Here is a 21,965-nt window from a genome sequence, read left to right on the forward strand (position 1 = left end):
GCGCCTACGGGAAAGGGCCGTCATGAATCACATCTACCGACTCATCTGGAACCAAGCGCTTGGCGCACTCGTGCCCGTCGCCGAGATCACCCGCGCCAAAGGCGGGGCCGGCCCCGCCCGGCGCAGCCGGCCCCGCTATCGCCTCGCGCCGCTGAGCGGTGCGATGCTGCTGGCGTTGGGACTGGCGGCTCCAGGCTCTGCGCTGGCGGCAGCCGCCCTGAGTACGGTGCAGGGCGGCAGCACGCTGGAGCAGGGCGCGACGCAGGTCGCGCTCGCGCCTCCGGTACATCCGCTGCCCACGGGTGGTCAGGTGATCAGCGGCCAGGCCACGATCGGCCAGAGCGGCAATACGCTGACGATCAACCAAGGCAGCCAGAACGCGATCCTCAACTGGCAGTCCTTCGACATCGGTGCGGACCAGACCGTCACCTTCAACCAGCCCAACAGCGCCAGCGTGGCGCTGAACCGGGTGCTGGGTTCGGACCCCTCGGCGATCTACGGACACCTCGATGCCAACGGCCAGGTGTTCCTGGTCAATCCCAACGGCATCTATTTCGCACGCGGTGCGCAGGTGGATGTGGGCGGCATTGTCGCCTCCACGCTCGACATCAGCGACCGGGACTTCCTCTCGGGTAGCTACCACTTCGCTGGCAACAGCGCGGCGGGTGTACGCAACGATGGCAGCATCAACGCGACCAAGGGTGGCTACGTCGCCTTTGTCGCTGCCGACGTCAGCAACGGCGGCAGCATCGCTACACCCGTTGGCACCACCGCGCTGGGTGCGGGCGGCAGCGTCGACCTGACCCTGGCCGGAAATTCGCTGCTGAACTTCAGGGTCAGCAGCAGTGCGCTGGGCGCGCTGGCGCAGAACGGCGGTGTGATCACCACCGATGGCGGCGCGGTGATCCTGTCGGCGCAGGCCAGGGATGCGCTGCTGCAGACGGTGGTGAACAACAGCGGACAGATCCAGGCACAGACCGTCGCCAACCATCACGGCACCATTGAACTGCTGGGCGGCGACAGCGGCACGGTGAAGGTCGCCGGGACGCTGGATGCCAGCGCGCCGAACGGCGGCGACGGCGGACACATCGAGACCTCCGGCGCGCATCTGAAGGTGGCCGACGGCGCCACGATCACCACCAAGTCCGCCAGCGGCGCAAACGGCAACTGGCTGATCGACCCGCAGGACTTCACCATCGCCGCCAGTGGCGGCGACATCAGCGGCGCCACCCTGTCCACGCAACTGGGCAGCGGCAATGTCACCATCCAGTCCAGCAGCGGCGGCACTGCCGGCAACGGCGACATCTTCGTCAACGACACGGTCAGCTGGAGCACCAACACGCTCACGCTGAACGCCTACCGCAACATCATCATCAACACGGCCATGAATGGCTCGGGCACGGCCGGGCTGGCGCTGCAGTACGGTCAGGGCTCGACCAACGGCGTCATTGGCGGCGTCACCTCCGACTACACCGTCAACGCGCCGGTCAACCTCGCCAGCACCGTCAGCTTCAGCACCCAGCTGGGCAGCAGTGGCAGTGTCATCAACTACACGATCATCACCAGCCTGGGCTCGGCGGGCGATGCCAGCAGCGCGCCCAGCACGCTGACGCTGCAAGGCGTGGCGGCCAGCAGCCTCAGCGGCAACTATGTGCTGGGTGCCAATATCGATGCCTCGGCCACGGCCACCTGGAATCCCGATGGCTTTGGCGGCTACTACGGCTTCGACCCCATCGGCGACGGTAGTGGCGGCGCCACCTTCACCGGCAGGTTCGATGGCCTGGGCCACACCATCAGCAACCTGACCACCCGTGCCCATCTGGCGTTCGCGGCGAGCCTGTTCGGCTACACGAGCAACAGCTCGATCCGCAACATCGGCATGGTCGGCGGCAGCGTCACCGGCATCCGTTATGCCGGCGGACTGGTCGGGTACGCCATCGGCGGCACCATCGACAACGCCTACGCCACCGGCACGGTGAGCACAACGTCCACCAACGACAGCGCCGGCGGACTGGTCGGCGTCAACAGCGGCACCATCAGCAACGCTTACGCCACCGGCAACGTCAACGGCACGACCAACACCGGCGGGCTGGTCGGCCAGAACACCGGCACGATCAGCAATGCCTATGCCACCGGCAACGTCGTTGGCGACTCTGAAGTCGGCGGCCTGATCGGACTCAACCTTGGATCCAGCGCCAAGATCAGCAACGTCTACGCCAGCGGCAACGTCAGCGGCAACGGCATCCGAATCGGTGGCCTGATCGGATACAGCAGCAATGGGTCGATCAGCAACGCCTACGCCACGGGCGACGTCAGCGGCGGATCCATCGTCGGCGGGCTGCTGGGATACATGTATGCCAGCACGGTGAGCAATGTCTACGCTACCGGCAAGGTCAGCGGCAGCAGCGACGTCGGCGGGCTGGTCGGAGGAAAGGACGCTCTTGCCGGCACCATCACCAACGGCTACTGGGACACCACCACCACCGGCAAGGGCACCAATGCCGGCTTTGGATACCTCTATGGCACGGTGACGGGCGGCGGTGGACTGACCACCGCGCAGCTGGCCGCGGCCCTGCCTGCAGGCTTTAGCAGCGGCACGTGGGCCAATGGCGATAACCAGACCACGCCCTATCTCACCAGCTTCGGTTGGGCGTCGGTCAGTGGACACGTGGTCCTGGGCAGCGACAGTTCGGCAACGCCGACCTATTTCGAAGTCGCCACCAATATCGATCAATTGCAGGCGATGGATGGCAATCTGACCACCAATTTTGTGCTGGGCAACGACATTGATGCCAGCACCACGGCTGGCTGGAACGGCGGCGCGGGCTTCAATCCGGTTGGATTTGCTTCGAGCGACGCAAGTGGCAGTTACAAGGGCGTCTTCGATGGGCTGTATCACACCATCACCGGACTGACGATCAATCGTCCAACGGAAGATTACGTCGGTCTTTTTGCCGGGGTCGGTAATACCGTGCGCAACCTCGGCCTGATCGATAATTCCATAACCGGCTCTTACGCGGTCGGCGGGCTGGCGGGAGCCGCAAACTCTGCAGCAATCAGCAATGTCTTCGCGACCGGCGATGTAACAGGCAATGACCAATATGCTGGCGGGCTGATCGGTGGCGGGTATTTCACGACAATCGAGAAATCCTACGCGACCGAATCTGTCACCGGGGTGCAGGGTGTGGGCGGCCTGATGGGCTATGGTTTTGGATCGACGATCAGCGATTCCTACGCCACCGGCGATATATCGGGCACGAGCGACAGAATCGGCGGCTTGGTCGGGGATGGCTTCTTCGCCACGATCGAGCGAACCTATGCCACCGGCAAGGTGACGGGTACTGGCAGCAATGTGGGTGGGCTGGTCGGCTATGCCGGTTCAGCGACGATCACCGATTCCTACTGGGATACCCAGATTTCCGGTTTGAGCACCGGGGCGGGCAGCTACGCAGGCACTGGCGTTTCCGGCCTGACCACGGCGCAGCTGGCGGGCGGACTCCCCACCGGGTTCGATGCTGCCGCATGGGCCAATGGCGATAACCAGACCACGCCCTATCTCACCAGCTTCGGCTGGGCGCCGGTTGGTGGACATGTGATCCTGGGCAGCAATAGTTCGGCGACACCGACCTACTTTGACGTCGTGACCAACGTCGATCAGTTGCAGGCGATGGATGGCAAGCTTGCCGGCAACTATGTGCTGGGCAACGACATCGATGCCTCTGCCACGTCCATCTGGAATGGTGGTGCGGGCTTCAACCCTATCGGTAGCAACGCGAACCAATTCACAGGCGTGTTCGACGGGTTGGGGCACTCCATCTCCAGCCTCACTGTCAACCGGCCAGGCACCTACTACGTGGGTCTGTTCGGCTACTCCAGCGGCACCCTGCGGGATGTCGGTCTGCTGAACAGCAGCATCAGCGGGCAGGGTCTGGCCGGTGCACTGGTCGGGCGCAGTGACGGCACCGTGGAATATGACTATGCCATTGGCGGCAGCGTGACCGTGGCCCAACACGGCGCTGGCGGACTGGTTGGACAAAGCAGCGGCAGTATCAAGAACAGCTACGCCACCGACAGCGTGGCCGGGCTGAACAGCGGCGTCGCCTCCACCGCCATCGGTGGGCTGGTCGGCTCGATGCTGACCGGCAGCACCATCAGCAACAGCTATGCCACCGGCAGCGTCAGCGGAGCGGGCGACGTCGGCGCGCTGGTGGGACAGAATTCCGGCACGGTCAGCACCAGCTACTGGAACACCGACACCTCCGGCACTACCGCCGGCATCGGCGCCGCCTATTCGGGCGCCACCACCGGTGGCACCACCGGCCTGACCAGCGCGCAGATGATGCAGCAGGCCAATTTCACCGGCTTCGACTTCAGCTCGCCGGTGTGGGTGATCTACAACGGCCACACCGCGCCGCTGCTCAACGCCTTCCTGACCCCGCTGACGGTCACCGCGACCGATCAGACCCAGACCTACAACGGCGGCGGCTTCGGCCTGCTCAACCCGACCTACTCGGTGAGTGGCGCGGATACCTCCGGTCATCTGTTCGGCCTTGGCAATTCGTACGATGGCGCGATCAACGTCGGCACCTACAGCCCCGATCTGTGGTCCGACCAGCAGGGCTACCGCATCACCGATATCGGTGGAACGCTGACCATCGCCCCCAAGGCACTGACCTTGAGCGGGCTGACTGCTGCCAGCAAGGTCTACGACGGCACGACCGCCACCAGCGTGACCAGTTGGGGCAACCTCATCGGCATCGTCGGCAGCGATGCGGTCAGCCTCGTTGCCAGCAGCACCACGGCCAACTTCGGCGACGCCAACGCGGGTACCGGCAAGACCGTCACCGTCGGCGGCCTCTCTCTGAGCGGGAGCGCGGCAGGTAACTACACCCTGCTCGGCACGCAGACCACCCGCGCCGACATCACGCCCAAGGCGCTGACCCTGAGCGGGCTGACCGCGGCCAGCAAGGTGTATGACGGCACGACCACCACCAGCGTGACCACTTGGGGCAGCCTCACCGGCATCGTCGGCAGCGACGCGGTCAGTTTGGTCGACAGCGGCGCCAGCGCGGCCTTCGCCGACGCCAACGCGGGCACCGGCAAGACCGTCACCGTCGGCGGCCTCGCCCTGGGCGGCAGCGCGGCAGGCAACTACACCCTGCTCGGCGCGCAGACCACCACCGCCGACATCACGCCCAAGGCGCTGACCTTGAGCGGGCTGACTGCTGCCAGCAAGGTCTACGACGGCACGACCGCCACCAGCGTGACCAGTTGGGGCAGCCTCACCGGCATCGTCGGCAGCGATGCGGTCAGCCTCGTTGCCAGCAGCACCACGGCCAACTTCAGCGACGCCAACGCGGGTACCGGCAAGACCGTCACCGTCGGCGGCCTCGCCCTGGGTGGCAGCGCGGCAGGCAACTACACCCTGCTCGGCGCGCAGACCACCCGCGCCAACATCACGCCCAAGGCGCTGACCCTGAGCGGCCTCAGCGCCAGCAACAAGGTCTACGACGGCAGCACCACCGCCAGCATCATCCACTGGGGCAGCCTCACCGGCGTGGTCGGCAGCGACGCGGTAAGCCTCGCGACCAGCACCACCACAGCCAACTTCGCCGACGCCAATGCGGGGACCGGCAAGACCGTCACCGTCGGCGGTCTCGCCCTGAGCGGGAGCGCGGCAGGCAACTACACCCTGCTCGGCACGCAGACCACCCGCGCCGACATCACCTCGCGTCCGCTCACGGCGAGCCTGATCGGCATGATCAGCAAGCCGTACGACGGCACCGCCACGACCACGCTGGGCGCGGGCAACTTCCAGCTCAGCGGCTTCGTCGCCGGTCAGGGCGCCAGCGTCACGCAGACGAAGGGCGAGTACGCCAGTTCGGCCATCGGCAGCGGCATCGCCGTCAGCGCTGCGCTGGGCGCGGGCGACTTCAGCGCCAACGCCGGCACCCTGCTCAGCAACTACCTGCTGCCGAGCTCGGCCAGCGGCCTGGGCAGCATCACCGCCAGCGCGGCACCGCCCAGTCTGGGCGGCGCCACCGGCACGGCCACCCAGAACGTGACCTGGGGTTATGCCGGCGTGAACGGCTTTGCGCTGGCGCTGGATCCACGCCTGCAGATGCAGCGGACGGCGCCGGGCAAATCCACCGCCGTGCGCCTGCTGGTGAGTGCCGACGGCAACCCGCTGGAACAACCGCCCTGCGCCGGCCATCGCAGCATCGATCCGTTCGCGACGCCAACAATGGCCGCAGGAAGCTGCAGCAAGATTGATGGCGCTACTACCCCCGACAGCACCGCACCCCGGTCTCAGTGAGGCGCGTTCTGCGGGGGACTGATCGGCTCACACCGCGTCAGGCCAGGGCGTGAGGATCTCGAAGCCGTCGTCGGTCACGGCGATGGTGTGCTCCCACTGGGCCGAGAGCGAGTGGTCCTTGGTGACCACGGTCCAGCCGTCGGGCAGCTGCTTGGTGTGCGGCTTGCCGGCGTTGATCATCGGCTCGACGGTGAAGGTCATGCCCTTCTTGAGCTCGATGCCGGTGCCGGGCTTGCCGTAATGCAGGACCTGCGGCTCGTCGTGGTAGACCTTGCCGATGCCGTGGCCGCAGTACTCGCGCACCACGCTGAAACCGGCCGCCTCGGCGTGCTTCTGGATGGCGGCACCGACGTCGCCCAGCGTGGCGCCCGGGCGCACCGCCTGGATGCCGCGCATCATCGCCTCGTGGGTGGTGTCCACCAGGCGTTTCGCCAGCACCGACGGGGTGCCGACGAAGTACATGCGGCTGGTGTCGCCGTGCCAGCCGTCCTTGATGACGGTGACGTCGAGATTGATGATGTCGCCGTCCTTGAGCACCTTGCTCTCGTTCGGGATGCCGTGGCAGATCACGTGGTTGACCGAAGTGCACAACGTCTTGGGGAAGCCGTGGTAGCCGACGTTGGCCGGGATCGCCTTCTGCACGTTGACGATGTGCTCGTAGGCGATGCGGTCCAGGTCCTCGGTGGTCACGCCGGGCTTGACGTGCTCCTTGAGCAGGGCAAGCACTTCGGCGGCGAGCTGGCCGGCCACGCGCATCGCGGCCAGGTCTTCGGGGGTCTTGAGGGTAATGGCCATGGTTCCACCCAGATGGCGGCGGCATGCCCGTGGATCAACACCCGGGCCCAACTTGCCGCCTTGCCGGCTCACCGGCTATAATTCGTGAGTTTTGCGGGGCGCAACAGGCGTTTTCAGCCCACTCCCCTGCAATGCGAGCGGGCATTGTAACCATCCAGCGGAACAAGCCCAAACCAACGCCACACACGCATCGGCACCGTCTTCGGGGTGCTGCGTCCGTTTCCGCCAATCCCAGGAAACGCCGCGGTCGAAGCCGGGGATGCGTGGAGGTCCCAACCCCCAGGTTCCGTTCGCGGAACCGACAATTCGGAGTTACACCCATGGCCCAAGTCACCATGCGCCAGATGCTCGAAGCGGGCGTCCATTTCGGTCACCAGACCCGTTACTGGAACCCCAAGATGGCGCCGTACATCTTCGGCGCGCGCGGCAAGATCCACATCATCAACCTCGAGAAGACCCTGCCGCTGTTCACCGACGCGATGAACTTCCTGTCGGGTCTGGCGCAGAAGCGCGGCACCATCCTCTTCGTCGGCACCAAACGCTCCGCCCGTGAGCCGCTGGCCGAAGAGGCCGCCCGCGCCGGCATGCCCTTCGTGACCGCCCGCTGGCTCGGCGGCATGCTGACCAACTTCCGCACCGTGAAGCAGTCGGTCGCCCGCCTGAAGGAGCTGGAAGCGGCCGAGACCGACGGCTCGTTCGACAAGCTGGTCAAGCACGAGGTGCTGTCGCTGCGCCGCGAGCGCGAGAAGCTGGAGAACTCGCTGGGCGGCATCAAGAACATGAACCGCCTGCCCGACGCGCTGTTCATCATCGACATCGGCCACGAAGACATCGCCGTGCAGGAAGCCAAGAAGCTCGGCATCCCGGTGATCGCCGTGGTCGACACCAACTACAACCCGGAGCTGGTCGACTACGCCATCCCGGGCAACGACGACGCGATCCGCGCGATCCAGCTGTACGCCCGCGCCGCCGCCGACGCGATCCTGGAAGGCAAGGCCGCCGCGCCGAACGCCGCCCAGGGCGACGCCGACGAGTTCGTCGAGCTGGACGAGGAAGGCAATCCGGTCGCCAAGGACGAGGAGCGCAAGGCCGCTCCGCGCCGCGCCCCGGCCAAGAAGGGTGCGCCGCGCCGTGACGGTGGCCGTGGCCGCCGCGAATCGGGCGACGCCGAGTAAGCCTGCCGCTCCATCCGCCCGACGGCCACGACGGCCGTCGGGCTTCAAAGCATTCGAGGAATTGACATGAGCAACATCTCCGCCCAGCTGGTGAAGGAACTGCGCGAGCGGTCCGGCGCCGGCATGATGGAATGCAAGAAGGCCCTGGTCGAGAACAACGGCGACATCGAAGTCGCCATCGAGTGGCTGCGCAAGAACGGCCTGGCCAAGGCCGACAAGAAGGCCGACCGCGTCGCCGCCGAAGGCCGCATCGTGGCCGCCCAGGCCGCCGGCAAGGCGGTGCTGGTCGAGGTCAACTGCGAGACCGACTTCGTCACCAAGAACCCCGACTTCGTGAAGTTCAGCGATACCGTCGCCACGGTGGCGCTGGAATCCGGCGCGGCCGACATCGACGCCCTGAAGGCGGCCGCCTTCCCGGGTGCGAGCAACGTCGAGGAAGGCGCCAAGGCGCTGATCGCCACCATCGGCGAGAAGATCGAGGTGCGCCGCATCGCCCGCGTCGAAACCGACGGCGTGATCGGCAGCTACATCCACGGCGGCCGCATCGGCGTGCTGGTGGCCCTGAAGGGCGGCTCCGAGGAGCTGGCCAAGGGCGTGGCCATGCACGTGGCCGCGATGAACCCGCAGTACGTGAAGGCCGAGGACGTCCCGGCCGACTTCGTGCAGAAGGAAAAGGACATCGCGCTGAGCCAGATGTCCGACAAGGACAAGGCCAAGCCGGCCGAGATCCTCGAGAAGATCATCTCCGGCAAGATCAACAAGATCGTGTCCGAGGTGACCCTGCTCGGCCAGGCCTACGTGCTGGACACCAACGTGACCGTCGGCGACGCCCTGAAGAAGGAAGGCGCCGAAGTGGTGGCGGTGGCCCGCCTGGCCGTCGGCGAAGGCATCGAGAAGGTGCAGGAAGACTACGCCGCCGAAGTGGCGAAGGCGATGCAGGTCTGATCCTGCCCGCCCGTTGATCCGGAAAAGCCGCGGGAAACCGCGGCTTTTTCTTTTCCGGACACCCATTCGGCGCCACTCCCGGGCGTGCCGGCGAAGCCCGCGCAGCGTCACTCGAGGGGAGATGGATGCCCTTGTCGCCCCAAGCCTCCGGCAAGATGCGCTTTTTCGCCTGAATCAGGCCGACAAGGCGCATTCCAGCTTAACCGCCGGCCCGCCGCCCGCTACAATATGGCGGTTTGCCCCACACAATCCGGAGACCCCATGAGCGAACCGCTTAAGTACCGCCGCATCCTGCTCAAACTCTCCGGTGAAGCCCTGATGGGCGACGAGGACTACGGCATCGATCCGAAGGTGATCGGCCGCCTCGCCGACGAAATCCTCGAAGTACGCAAGGCCGGCGTCGAGATCGGCGTGGTGATCGGCGGCGGCAACATCTTCCGCGGTGCCGGCCTGGCCGCGGCCGGGATGGACCGGGTCACCGGCGACCACATGGGCATGCTTGCGACCGTGATGAACGCGCTGGCGATGCAGGACGCGATCGAGAAGCGTGGCGGCTTCGCACGCGTGATGAGCGCTCTGCCGATCCACGACGTGGCCGAGGACTTCATCCGCCGCCGCGCCATCCGCCACATCGAGAAGGGCCGCATCGTGCTGTTCGCCGCCGGCATCGGCAATCCGTTCTTCACCACCGACTCGGCCGCCGCGCTGCGCGCCGTGGAAGTGGGTGCGGACCTGCTGCTGAAGGCGACCAAGGTGGACGGCATCTACACCGCCGACCCGGCCAAGCACGCCGACGCCACCCGCTACGACCACCTCACCTACGACCAGGTGATCGAGCGCAAGCTGGCGGTGATGGATACCGCCGCGATCGCGCTGTGTCGCGACCACCGCCTGCCGATGGTGATCTACGACATGACCGTGCCGGGCAACCTGATGCGGGTGATGCAAGGCGAATCGATCGGCACCACCGTCGGCACCCACTGACCCGGGCTTGCTGCGCCGCCCCAAGGGCGGCTCCGCCTCGCTGGTATACTTGCCGGCTCGCCTGATCCACCGGAAGACGTCCCATGATCAACGACATCAAGACCGATGCCCAGACCCGCATGGGCAAGACCATCGACGCGCTCAAGCACGACCTGACGCGCCTGCGCACGGGCCGCGCCAGCACCGCACTGGTGGACAACATCAAGGTGTCCTACTACGGCTCGGACATGCCGCTGAACCAGGTCGCCTCGGTCGCCCTGGGCGACTCGCGCTCGATCATCATCACCCCGTTCGAAAAGAGCCTGGTGGCGACCATCGAGAAGGCACTGATGGCCTCGGACATCGGCATCACGCCGACCACCGCCGGCACCGTGATCCGCCTCAACATGCCGCCGCTCACCGAGGAGCGCCGCCGCGAGCTGGCCAAGCACGTGGGCCACGAGGGCGAGAACGCCAAGATCGCCATCCGCAACATCCGCCGCGACGCCCTGCAGCAGATCAAGGACCTCGGCAAGGACAAGCAGATCACCGAGGACGACGAGCGCAAGGCGGACGAGGAGATCCAGAAGATCACCGATCGATTCGTCAAGGAAGTCGATGCGGTGGTCAAGCACAAGGAAGAAGAGCTGCTGAGCGTCTGACGATGCCGCGCTCGCCCGCCCCGCCCGGCCGGCGTCGCCGCGCATGAACGCGCCGGCGCGGGTACCCCGCCATATCGCCATCGTGATGGACGGCAACGGCCGCTGGGCCAGGGCCCGCTTCCAGCCGCGCAGCTTCGGCCACAACGCCGGGCGCAAGGCGGTGCGCGAAGTGATCGAGGGCTGCGTCCGGCAGGGCGTGGAGGCGCTGACGCTGTTCGCCTTTTCCAGCGAGAACTGGCAGCGTCCGGAGGATGAGGTCAGCGCACTGATGTCGCTGTTCCTGCGCGCCCTGGACAAGGAAGTGGACGAACTGCATGCCCAGGGCGTGCGCGTGCGCTTCATCGGCGAACTGTCGGGCTTCGGCGCGGAACTGCAGCAACGCATGCGCGGCGCGATGGAGCGCACCGCCGGCAACACCCGGCTGAACCTGAACATCGCGGTCAACTACGGCGGCCGCTGGGACATCGTGCAGGCGGCGCGCCAAGCCGCCCGGGCCGTGGCCCGCGGCGAGCTGGCCGCCGACGCCCTCGACGAAGCGGCGCTGGGCCGATGGATCTGCCTGGCCGACCAGCCCCCGCTGGACCTGTTCATCCGCACCGGCGGCGAGCGACGTATCAGCAACTTCCTGCTGTGGCAGGCGGCCTACGCCGAGCTGTACTTCACCGATACCCTGTGGCCGGACTTCGACCAGGCCAGCCTGGCCGAGGCCATCGACGACTTCGCCCGCCGCGAGCGCCGCTACGGGCGCACCAGCGAACAACTCGCCGCCGCGCCCCCGCCCTGACCCCTGCAAGGATTCCCATGCTGCTCCAGCGCATCCTCACCGCCCTGCTGCTGCTCCCGCTGGCCCTGTTCATCATCCTCGGGCCGCAGACGCCGGTGTTCGCGGTGATCGTGGCGATCGCGTTCCTCGCCAGCGCCTGGGAGTGGATGCGCCTGAGCGGGCTGGACAACATGGCCGCCCGCGTCGCGATGCTGGTGGTGCTGGCGCTGGTATACGCCGCCGCCGGCTGGAGCCGTGCACCGTGGCTGTGGGCGGTCATGGCGCTGCTGGGCGTGGTCTGGTGGGGCGTCGCATCGGCCTGGTTGCGCCACTTCTCCTTCGGCGCCGCACCGACACCGGAGAACCGGCGCCTGAAGCTGCTGGCTGGCGTGTTCGTGATGGTGCCGGCCTGGGCCGGCCTGGTGCTGATCCACCGCACCGTGCCGCACGGCCACTGGTGGACCTTCCTCGGCCTGGCGATCGTCTGGGCCGCCGACATCGGCGCCTACTTCGCCGGCCGCTTCCTCGGCAAGCGCAAGCTGGCGCCGCAGATCAGCCCCGGCAAGACCTGGGCCGGCGTCTACGGCGCCTTCGTCGCTGCCGGTCTGGTCGTGGCGATCGGCGGCTGGCTGCTGGGCGTGCATGACGCGCGGCTGGTCGGACTGGTGGTGCTCGCGGCGGTCACGGTGGCGGTCTCGATCGTCGGCGACCTGGTCGAGAGCCTGATGAAGCGCCACGCCCAGGTGAAGGATTCCGGCCACCTGTTCCCCGGCCACGGCGGCCTGCTCGACCGGCTGGACAGCGTGTTCGCCGCGATGCCGGTGTTCGCGCTGGGGCTGTGGCTGCTCGGCGTCGTGCAGCTGTCATGAGACAGGTCGGAGTCCTTGGCGCTACCGGTTCGATCGGCGGCAGCACCCTCGACGTCATCGCGCGCCACCCGGAGCGCTTCCGGGCCAGCGTGCTGGTGGCGCACCGGCAGGTCGACGCACTGGTGGCGCTGTGCGTGACGCACCGGCCCGACCTGGCGGTGATTGCCGATCCCGCGCTGGAGCCGGCCCTGGCCAAGGGTCTCGCCGCCGCCGGCGTGCACTGCGCGGTGGCCAGCGGTTCGCAAGCCGTCGCGGAAGCCGCGGCAGGCCCACTCTGCGACACCGTGGTGGCCGCCATCGTCGGCGCCGCCGGACTGGAGTCCACCCTCGCTGCCGCGCGGGCCGGCAAGCGCCTGCTGCTGGCCAACAAGGAATCCATCGTGATGGCCGGCCCGCTGCTGCTGGCCGCGCTGGACGAGGGCGGCGGCGAGCTGATCCCGGTCGACTCCGAGCACAACGCGATCTTCCAGTGCCTGCCGGGCGGACGCCCGGACCTGGCCACGAGCGGTGTCCGCCGGCTGATCCTCACTGCCTCCGGCGGCCCGTTTCGCGGCCGCAGCCGCGCCGAACTGGCCCAGATCACGCCCAACCAGGCCTGCGCCCACCCGAACTGGGTGATGGGCCGCAAGATCTCGGTCGACTCGGCCACCCTGATGAACAAGGGGCTGGAGGTCATCGAGGCGCACCACCTGTTCGGCGCCCCGGCCGACGCCATCGAGGTGCTGGTGCACCCGCAGAGCCTGGTCCACTCGATGGTGGACTACCTGGACGGCTCGGTGCTGGCCCAGCTCGGCAACCCGGACATGCGCACGGCGATCGGCCACGCGCTGGCCTGGCCGGAACGGATCGACACCGCCGTCGCCCCGCTGGACCTCGCCGCGCTGGCGCCGCTGCAGTTCGAACGGCCGGATACCGACACGTTCCGCTGCCTGGCGCTGGCCTTCCAGGCGCTGCGCGCCGGCGGCGACGCCCCGGCCATTCTCAACGCAGCCAACGAGGTCGCGGTGGAGGCTTTTCTGGGCGGGGCGCTGGGTTTCCTCGACATCGCCAACGTGGTGGAGAGCGTGCTGGCGGAACTGCCGGCCGAAGCCGTGGTCGATGTCCAGACCCTGGTGGATCGGGACCGCGTGGCGCGCGCTGCCGCACGCCGCGTCCTCCGTCACGCATGCTGATAAGCTCTTATCGATGAATCCTTTTTTCGGCTCGGTGTTCTGGCTGCTGGTCACGCTCGGCGTGCTGGTGACCTTTCATGAGTTCGGCCATTTCTGGGTCGCGCGCCGCTGTGGCGTGAAGGTGCTGCGCTTCTCCGTCGGCTTCGGCAAGGCGATCTGGAAGCGTGTCGGCCGGGACGGCACCGAGTACCAGGTCGCGATGATCCCGCTCGGCGGCTACGTGAAGATGCTCGACGCCCGCGAGGGCGACGTGGAACCGCAACTGCAGGGCGAGGAGTTCACCGGCAAGCCGGTGTGGAAGCGCATCGCGATCGTCGCCGCCGGACCGGCTTTCAACCTGATCTTCGCGGTGGCTGCGTTCTGGGTGATGTTCATGATCGGCCGTCCTGACGCGGTGCCGGTCGTTGCCGCCGCCCCCCAGAGCATGGCTGCCGAAGCCGGTGTGCGTAACGGCGACCGCATCCTGTCCATCGATGGTCACAAGACGACCACCTGGTCTGGTGTCACCGACGATCTGGTCGATGCACTGCTGGGTCGCGATCCGCTCACCCTGCACGTCCGCGGGACCGATGGCCGGGAACGTGACCTGACCTTGCCGCTCGACCGCCTGCCCGCCGGCCAGGATGTTGGTCAGTATCTCGACCGGCTGGGGCTCTCGCTGGCACCGGCACCGCCGGTGATCGGCTCGGTCATGCCCGGCAAGCCCGCCGCACTGGGTGGAATGCAGGCCGGGGACCTCGTTCTCAGCGTCGACGGCCAGCCGGTGGCGAACTATGCCGACCTGCAGAAAGCCATCCGCGAGCAGGCTCCGAAGTCACCCTCGCTGGCCTTTGTGGTGAAGCGCGACGGCCGGCAGGTTCCACTCACCGTCATCGCTCGCCAGGAATCCCTCGAGGGCCAGCCCTCGAACTGGGTGATCGGCGTGCTGGCCCCGGAAACCGAGACAGCGATCCAGCGCTACGGGCCGTTGCGTGCCCTGAGCGAGTCGATCGCGACGACCCGGGACAGCGCCGCCCAGACCTTCCGCATGATCGGCAAGATGCTGGTGGGCGAAGCCTCGACCAAGAATCTCTCCGGCGTGATCGGCATCGCCCAGGTGGCCAACCAGTCCGCCAGCATGGGCCCGGGCTGGTTCCTCAACTTCCTCGGCATGGTCTCGCTCAGCCTGTGCATCCTCAACCTGCTACCCATCCCGCTCTTGGATGGGGGTCATCTGCTGTATTACCTTATCGAGTTGGTCAAGGGCAGCCCGGTCAGCGAGCGAACCATGATCGCCGGCCAGTATGTCGGGCTCGCCCTGCTGTTCACGATGATGGGTCTGGCGTTCTACAACGACCTCCATCGCATCCTGCTGTCGTGACGGATCTTCGCCCTGCCCATGATGCCGGTTCGTACGGCCCGCTCCTGAACGCGGCGTCACCCGCCGCCGGAGCTGGTGGACGTGATCGCACATCGGCCTTGCTCCTTCGCCACGCCTTGCCCGGGACGATCACCATGATCGGCCCGTCGAAATAACCCAACGGAATCGACGATGAAGCGTATCGCCGCCCTGCTCCTGCTTGCCTCTCTCTCCGCCAACGCGGTGGCCTTCGAACCGTTCGTCGTGTCCGACATCCGCATCGACGGCCTGAGCCGCATCTCGGCGGGCACGGTCTACAACTACCTGCCGGTGAACAAGGGTGACCAGTTCACCGAGGACGAGGCCCAGCGCGCCATCCGCGCCCTCTACGACACGCACTTCTTCAGCGACGTGGAGATGAGCCGGGAGGGCAACATCCTGGTGATCAAGGTGATCGAGCGCCCGTCCATCGCCAAGCTGACCATCCGCGGCAACAAGGACATCAAGGAAGAGGACCTGCGCAAGGGCCTGAAGGAAATCGGCCTGTCCGAGGGCGAGACTTTCGACCGCCTCTCGCTGGACCGCGTGAAGCAGGAACTGATCACCCAGTACTACAACCGCGGCAAGTACAACGTGTCGATCGACCCGCACGTGACCCGGCTGGACCGCAACCGCGTGGCGCTGGACATCGAGATCCGCGAGGGCAAGGTCGCCAAGATCAAGGAGATCAACGTCGTCGGCAACACCACGTTCACCGACAAGCAGATCGAGGACAATTTCGAGTCCGGCACCACCAACTGGATGTCCTGGTACTCGAAGAACGACCAGTACTCGCGCGAGAAGCTCTCCGGCGACCTGGAGAAGCTGCAGTCCTACTACATGAACCGCGGCTACGCCGACTTCGGCGTGGACTCCACCCAGGTCACCATCTCGCCCGACAAGCGCGAGATGTACATCGCCGCGAGCATCAAGGAGGGCGAGGTCTACACCGTCTCCGACGTGCACCTGCTGGGCAAGCTGATCCTGCCGGAGAAAACCCTGCGCCAGCTGGTGTTCGTGAAGACTGGCGACAAGTTCAACCGCGCCGCCGTCGAAGGCACCTCCAACGCGATCAAGGGCATCCTGGCCAACCTCGGCTTCGCCTACGCCAAGGTGACGCCGGTACCGAAGCTGGACAAGGAAAAGCGCACCGTCGACCTAACCTTCTACATCGAACCGGGCCAGCGCGTGTACGTGCGCCGGGTGATCTTCCAGGGCAACACCCGCACCGAGGACGACGTGCTCCGTCGCCAGATGCGTCAGCTGGAGGGCTCTTGGTATTCGCAGACGATGATCGACCGCTCGAAGGTCCGCCTGCAGCAGTTGGGCTACTTCAAGAAGGTGGACATCGACAAGCAGCGTGTCCCGGGTACCCAGGATCAGGTCGACGTCACCGTCAAGGTTGAGGAGCAGTCCGCAGGCAGCCTGCAGTTCGGCGTGGGCTACTCGCAGTACTCCGGCGTCATCCTGTCCGCCTCGGTGTCGCAGAACAACTTCCTCGGCACCGGCGACAGCTTCAGCGTGGGCGCCGAGACCAGCACCTACTACAAGCGCGTCAATGCCAGCTACTACAACCCGTTCCTGACCGACAGCGGCATCGGCATCGGCTATACGGTCGGCTACTCCAAGACCGACTACGGCAACACCGATTTCGCCAACTACGCTACCAGCGCCAAGTCGTTCTCCACCTTCCTCGGCATTCCGATCACCGAGTTCGACAGCCTGCGCGTCGGGCTCGGTCTCAGCAGCAACAAGATCAACCTCTACCCGGGCTACAGCCCGCAGGTGCTGCTGGACTACCAGAACGCGCTCGGCCACCAGACCATCCACGAGTGGACCGGCACGCTGGGCTGGAACCACGACACCCGCAACGGCTACTGGGCTCCGACCCGCGGCGGCCTGATGTCGGTGTCCACGGACGTGGCGCTGCCGGGCTCCACCGTGCAGCACTTCCGCGTCAGCGCGGAAGCCAACCACTACTGGCCGATCGGCGGCGGCTTCGTGCTTTACCTGGACGGCCAGGCCCAGTACGGCGCCACCTACGGCAGCCAGACGTACAAGAACTCGTTCGGCCAGTACCTGGCCGGGCAGCCGCTGGACTACCCGTTCTGGCAGAACTTCTACTCCGGCGGCGTACGCGACGTGCGCGGTTTCCAGGACAACACCCTGGGCCCGCGCGTGTGCTCCGGTACGGACGCCAGCGGCCACGCGGTCCAGCCGAGCGCCAACGGCTACTGCACCGGCAGCTACTACCAGTACGCCCAGCCGATCGGCGGCGCCTTCAAGGTGCTCGGCACGTCCGAGCTGTATCTGCCGCTGCCGTTCCTGAAGGACATCAACACCGCCCGCGTGTCGCTGTTCATGGACGTCGGCAACGCATACAAGAACTACCAGAGCTTCAACGCCGGCGATCTGCGTGCCTCGGCAGGCATCTCGCTGCACTGGCAGGCGCCGATCGGCCCGCTGATCATCAACTTCGCCACGCCGATCCGCTCCAAGCCCTCCGACCGTCCGTACGAGGAGCGCATCCAGTTCACCTTCGGCAGTCAGTTCTGACCGTTCCCGTACGCGGGATCGTCCCTGCACAAGCGCGGCTCCGGCCGCGCTTGTGCGTTTCAGGCCCACTCCCTTCGCCGGCGCACGGACACCTGTCCCCGGGTCGCCTACAATGGCGCGCTTTCCCGGAGCATCCATGAGCGCGAATTCCTACTCGGTCGCAGAGCTGGCCGATCGCTTCGGCCTCGTCGCCCACGGCGATGCTGCACGCGTAATCGACGGCGTGGGCACGCTGGCCGGCGCGGGCCCGAGCCAGCTCACCTTCCTGTCCAACAGCAAGTACGCAGGGCAGCTGACCGGCACCCGTGCCGGCGTGGTCGTGCTGCGCGAAGCCGATCTGTCGCAGTGCCCGAGTGCCGCCCTGGTCGCACGCGATCCCTACGTCGCCTACGCGAAGATCGCCGCACTGTTCGAGCACCTGCCGGCCGCGCCGGCGGGCGTCCATCCCAGTGCCGTGGTGGCGCCAACGGCGCGGGTCAGCCCAAGCGCCAGCATCGGCCCCTGCTGCGTGGTTGAGGCCGGCGCGGTGGTCGAGGACGGCGTGGTGCTGGGCCCGCACTGCGTGATCGGCGAGGGGTGCGTGGTCGGTGCACAGTCGCGGCTGGTCGCCCGCGTGACCCTGGTCACCCGGGTCACTCTCGGCAAGCGGGTGCTGGTGCATCCCGGTGCGGTGATCGGCTCGGACGGCTTCGGCCTGGCCTTCGACACCGACCACTGGATCAAGCTGCCCCAGCTTGGCGGCGTGCGCATCGGCGACGACTGCGAGATCGGGGCCAACACCACCATCGACCGCGGCGCGCTGGACGACACCGTGCTGGAGGAAGACGTGCGCCTGGACAACCAGATCCAGATCGCCCACAACGTGACCATCGGCGCGCATTCGGCGCTTGCCGGATGCGCCGCCGTGGCGGGCAGCGCGAAAATCGGCCGCTATTGCATGATCGGCGGCAACGCCGGGGTACTCGGCCATCTGGAGCTGGCCGACCGGGTTACCATCACCGCCAAGAGCCTGGTGACCCACTCGATCCGCGAACCCGGCGAATACTCCTCGGGGACGCCGCTCCAGGAAAACCGGCAGTGGCGGAAGAATGCCGCCCGTTTCAAGCATCTCGACGACTATGCGCGCCGCCTCGCGGCGCTGGAGAAGGACAGCAACAATGAGTGATTACGCAGCGGATTTCAGCCTGCCGGTCGGTGTCGAACAGATCCAGCAGTTGCTGCCCCACCGCTACCCGTTCCTGCTGGTGGACCGGGTGATCGAACTGGTTCCGGACACCAGCGTGGTGACGCTGAAGAACGTCACGATGAACGAGCCGTTCTTCCAGGGCCACTTCCCCGGCCACCCGGTGATGCCGGGCGTGCTGATCGTCGAGGCGATGGCGCAGAGCGCCGGACTGCTCACCCAGATATCCAGCCGCCTGAAGGGTGACCAGGGCAGCCCGCTGTTCTATCTGGCGAAGATCGACAACGCCCGTTTCGCCTGCCCGGTGGTGCCGGGCGACCAGCTGCGCATGGAAGTCTCGCTCAAGCGCCTGATGCGCGGCATGGGCCTGTTCATCGCGCGCACCCTGGTCGACGGCAAGGAAGTGGCCAGCTGCGAACTGATGTGCGCAGCGAGGTCCGACAAATGATCCACGCCGCGTCGATCCATCCCACCGCCCAGATCGATCCGTCGGTCGTGCTGGGCGACAACGTCAGTATCGGCGCTTACACGGTGATCGGGCCGGACGTGGAGATCGCCGCCGGCACCGTGGTCGGCCCGCATGTGGTGATCGAGGGCCCCACCCGCATCGGCCGGGACAACCGCATCAGCCAGTTCGCCTCGCTCGGCGGCGCGCCGCAGGACAAGAAATTCCAGGGCGAGCGCACCGAACTGGTGATCGGCGACCGCAACCTGATCCGCGAATTCGTCACCGTCAATCGAGGTACCGGCGACGGTGGCGGCATCACGCGCATCGGCAATGACAACTGGCTGCTCGCTTACGTGCACGTGGCGCATGACTGCCAGGTCGGAAACCACGTGGTGTTCTCCAACTACTCGGCGCTGGCCGGGCACGCGGAGATCGGCGACTGGGTGATCGTGTCCGGCTACGCCGGCGTGCACCAGTTCTGCAAGGTTGGCGCGCACGCCTTCATCGGCATGGGCTGTCTGGTCGGCAGCGACGTTCCGCCGTTCGTCATGATGGCCAACGAAACCCGCGGTCGCCCGCGTGGCATAAACAGCGAGGGCCTCAAGCGCCGCGGCTTCGACAGCACGCGGATCTCGGCGATCAAGCGTGCCTACCGCACGCTGTACATGGCCGGCCTGAGCCTGTCCGAGGCGCGCGAGCAGCTGGCCACGCAGGCGCAGGACAGCGAGGACGTCCGAGCGATGCTGGAGTTCCTGGAGCGCAGCGAGCGCTCGCTGGCACGCTGAAACCACGACGATCGGGGCCGGCCCGTGGCCGCGCCCCGTCCGGCCGGACGCCACACACTACAATGGCGCGCATGAACCAGCCGCCAGCCTCTGCCGACTCGCGCATCCCCGATTCCGACGCCCTGCTCATCGCCATCGTCGCCGGCGAGGACTCCGGCGACCAGCTCGGCGCCGACCTGATCGCCGCCCTGCGCCGCCGCTACCCACAGGCGCGCTTCGCTGGCATCGGCGGCAAGCGCATGCAGGCGCTGGGCTTCCAGTCCTGGTACGACATGGCCGAACTGTCCCTGTTCGGCCTGGCCGAGGTGCTCGGTCATCTGCCGCGCCTGCTCAGGCTGCGCCGGGAACTACTGGAGCGCCTGATCGCGGCACGGCCGGCCGTGGTGATCGGCATCGATGCGCCGGACTTCAACCTCGGCCTGGAACGGCGCCTGCGCGAAGCCGGGTTGCGCACCGTGCACTACGTCAGTCCCTCGGTCTGGGCCTGGCGCGAGAAGCGCGCCGAGAAGATCGGCCGCAGCGCGGACCGCGTGCTGTGCCTGTTCCCCATGGAGCCGCCGATCTACGCCCGCCATGGCGTCGATGCACGGTTCGTCGGCCATCCGCTGGCCGACCGCTTTCCGATGGTCGGCGACCGCCATGGCGCGCGGGAGGCGCTGAACCTCGCGCAGGAACGGCCCGTGCTCGCGGTGCTGCCCGGCAGCCGCGGCTCGGAGATCGAGCGGCTGGGGTCGATCTTCCTCGACGCCGCCGCCCGGGTCGCGGCCGCCGTGCCGGGGCTGCAGGTAGTGATTCCCTCGGCCAACGCCCGCATGCACGAGCGCCTGCGGACGCTGCTCAACCAGCCGGGCCTGCGCTGGCCCGAACCACCCCGCCTGCTCGACGGGCAGGCACATGAGGCAATGCTGGCCGCCGACGTGGTACTGCTGGCTTCCGGCACCGCCACGCTGGAGGCGATGCTCGCGAAGCGGCCGATGGTGGTCGGTTATCGCGTGTCGCCGCTCAGCTATCGCATCGCCCGGCTGCTGCGCATGCTCAAGACCGACATCTATTCCCTGCCCAACGTGCTGGCACGCGCCAGCGGCCTGGGCGATCCGTTGCCGGTGTCCGAACGCATGCAGGACGACTGCACCGCGGCGCACCTGGCCGACGACACGCTGGCACTGCTCGACGACAGTGAGCGACGCGGTGCGATCGTCGCCACGTTCGAGCAGCTGCACCGCGCCCTGCAGGTCGACCTGACCGGTCACGCCGGCGACGCCGCGGCCGCCGCAGTGGCCGAGCTGATCGAACCGGGGGCCGCGCGTGGCTGACCGGACGTCGCGCAGGATCGCGGGGGTGGACGAGGCCGGCCGCGGACCGCTGGCCGGCCCGGTGGTGGTTGCCGCGGTGATCCTCGACCCGGCGCGACCGATCGCCGGTCTCGACGATTCGAAAAGACTCAGCGAAAAGAAGCGCGACGCGCTTTACCCGCAGGTGATCGCGCACGCGCTCGCCCACTGCGTGGTGGTGGTCGAGGCGGAGGAGATCGACCGGCTGAACATCTTCCAGGCCACCATGGCCGGCATGAGCCGCGCGGTGGCCGGCCTCTCGCCCCGGGCTGACGAGGCCCTGGTCGACGGCAACAAGCTGCCGCGCGACCTGCCCTGCCCGGGACGTGCCATCGTCGGCGGCGACGCGCTGGAGCCGGCGATCAGCGCCGCTTCGATCCTGGCCAAGGTCACCCGCGACCGGCTGATGGTGCAGCTCGACGCGGTCCATCCGGGCTACGGCTTCGCCGTACACAAGGGCTACCCGACGCCCGCGCACCTGGATGCGCTGCAGCGGCTGGGTCCGTGCGCGCAGCACCGGCGCAGCTTCGCCCCGGTCGGCCGCGCGCTGGAGCAGATGGCGCTGTTCTGAGCCGTCGCAACGCAAGCGGCATGCCGGCCAGAACCTGACCTCTGGCAGGTACG

The 21,965-nt window shown here is 67.3% G+C and carries 16 protein-coding genes; 15 read left to right on the forward strand and 1 reads right to left on the reverse strand.

Annotated elements, in window-relative coordinates; all coding sequences use genetic code 11:
- Positions 1-22 precede the first annotated feature (22 nt).
- Entirely contained in the window at positions 23-6,316 is a 6,294-nt protein-coding gene (locus C693_RS21400) for a YDG domain-containing protein (RefSeq protein ID WP_017461806.1), read from the forward strand.
- A 27-nt stretch (positions 6,317-6,343) separates the two neighbouring features.
- Here C693_RS21400 and map read toward each other — a convergent pair whose 3' ends face one another.
- Positions 6,344-7,111, reverse strand: coding sequence for a type I methionyl aminopeptidase (map, locus tag C693_RS0108340; RefSeq protein WP_017461807.1), 768 nt, complete (start codon positions 7,109-7,111; stop codon positions 6,344-6,346).
- A 320-nt stretch (positions 7,112-7,431) separates the two neighbouring features.
- Here map and rpsB point away from each other — a divergent pair, with 320 nt between their 5' ends.
- From rpsB to rnhB, 14 genes are all read left to right on the forward strand, one after another.
- The gene (rpsB, locus tag C693_RS0108345) at positions 7,432-8,286 is read left to right on the forward strand and encodes a 30S ribosomal protein S2 (RefSeq protein ID WP_017461808.1); all 855 of its coding nucleotides are present in this window, start codon (positions 7,432-7,434) and stop codon (positions 8,284-8,286) included.
- 66 nt (positions 8,287-8,352) lie between these two features.
- Positions 8,353-9,231: a translation elongation factor Ts gene (gene tsf, locus C693_RS0108350; RefSeq protein WP_017461809.1), complete on the forward strand. Its 879-nt coding sequence runs from the start codon at positions 8,353-8,355 to the stop codon at positions 9,229-9,231.
- A 261-nt stretch (positions 9,232-9,492) separates the two neighbouring features.
- The gene (gene pyrH / locus C693_RS0108355; protein WP_017461810.1) at positions 9,493-10,215 is read left to right on the forward strand and encodes a UMP kinase; all 723 of its coding nucleotides are present in this window, start codon (positions 9,493-9,495) and stop codon (positions 10,213-10,215) included.
- An 83-nt stretch (positions 10,216-10,298) separates the two neighbouring features.
- The gene (frr, locus tag C693_RS0108360; protein WP_017461811.1) at positions 10,299-10,856 is read left to right on the forward strand and encodes a ribosome recycling factor; all 558 of its coding nucleotides are present in this window, start codon (positions 10,299-10,301) and stop codon (positions 10,854-10,856) included.
- A gap of 43 nt (positions 10,857-10,899) precedes the next feature.
- The gene (gene uppS / locus C693_RS0108365; RefSeq protein WP_017461812.1) at positions 10,900-11,640 is read left to right on the forward strand and encodes a polyprenyl diphosphate synthase; all 741 of its coding nucleotides are present in this window, start codon (positions 10,900-10,902) and stop codon (positions 11,638-11,640) included.
- A gap of 17 nt (positions 11,641-11,657) precedes the next feature.
- Complete coding sequence (locus tag C693_RS0108370) at positions 11,658-12,488, forward strand: phosphatidate cytidylyltransferase (RefSeq protein ID WP_017461813.1); 831 nt, start codon at positions 11,658-11,660, stop codon at positions 12,486-12,488.
- Positions 12,485-13,660: a 1-deoxy-D-xylulose-5-phosphate reductoisomerase gene (locus C693_RS0108375; protein WP_017461814.1), complete on the forward strand. Its 1,176-nt coding sequence runs from the start codon at positions 12,485-12,487 to the stop codon at positions 13,658-13,660. Before C693_RS0108370 ends, C693_RS0108375 begins: the two co-directional genes overlap by 4 nt.
- A gap of 13 nt (positions 13,661-13,673) precedes the next feature.
- Positions 13,674-15,020, forward strand: coding sequence for an RIP metalloprotease RseP (gene rseP, locus C693_RS0108380; RefSeq protein WP_017461815.1), 1,347 nt, complete (start codon positions 13,674-13,676; stop codon positions 15,018-15,020).
- Between the two features lie 171 nt (positions 15,021-15,191).
- Positions 15,192-17,594 carry an outer membrane protein assembly factor BamA gene (bamA, locus tag C693_RS0108385; RefSeq protein WP_017461816.1) on the forward strand — a complete coding sequence of 801 codons (2,403 nt, stop codon included), beginning with the start codon at positions 15,192-15,194 and terminating at the stop codon, positions 17,592-17,594.
- Positions 17,595-17,730: 136 nt separating this feature from the next.
- Positions 17,731-18,759, forward strand: a complete 1,029-nt coding sequence (lpxD, locus tag C693_RS0108390; protein ID WP_017461817.1) for a UDP-3-O-(3-hydroxymyristoyl)glucosamine N-acyltransferase — start codon at positions 17,731-17,733, stop codon at positions 18,757-18,759.
- Positions 18,752-19,225 carry a 3-hydroxyacyl-ACP dehydratase FabZ gene (fabZ, locus tag C693_RS0108395; RefSeq protein WP_017461818.1) on the forward strand — a complete coding sequence of 158 codons (474 nt, stop codon included), beginning with the start codon at positions 18,752-18,754 and terminating at the stop codon, positions 19,223-19,225. The genes lpxD and fabZ overlap by 8 nt, the downstream gene beginning before the upstream one ends.
- Positions 19,222-20,010 (forward strand): acyl-ACP--UDP-N-acetylglucosamine O-acyltransferase, encoded by a 789-nt coding sequence (gene lpxA / locus C693_RS0108400; protein ID WP_017461819.1) that lies wholly within the window; start codon positions 19,222-19,224, stop codon positions 20,008-20,010. Before fabZ ends, lpxA begins: the two co-directional genes overlap by 4 nt.
- Entirely contained in the window at positions 20,007-21,323 is a 1,317-nt protein-coding gene (gene lpxB, locus C693_RS0108405; RefSeq protein WP_430536800.1) for a lipid-A-disaccharide synthase, read from the forward strand. The genes lpxA and lpxB overlap by 4 nt, the downstream gene beginning before the upstream one ends.
- The gene (gene rnhB, locus C693_RS21405) at positions 21,316-21,912 is read left to right on the forward strand and encodes a ribonuclease HII (RefSeq protein ID WP_052329373.1); all 597 of its coding nucleotides are present in this window, start codon (positions 21,316-21,318) and stop codon (positions 21,910-21,912) included. The genes lpxB and rnhB overlap by 8 nt, the downstream gene beginning before the upstream one ends.
- Positions 21,913-21,965: the final 53 nt, after the last annotated feature.

This window comes from Dyella ginsengisoli LA-4, from assembly GCF_000334915.1.
GTDB lineage: Bacteria > Pseudomonadota > Gammaproteobacteria > Xanthomonadales > Rhodanobacteraceae > Dyella_A > Dyella_A ginsengisoli_A.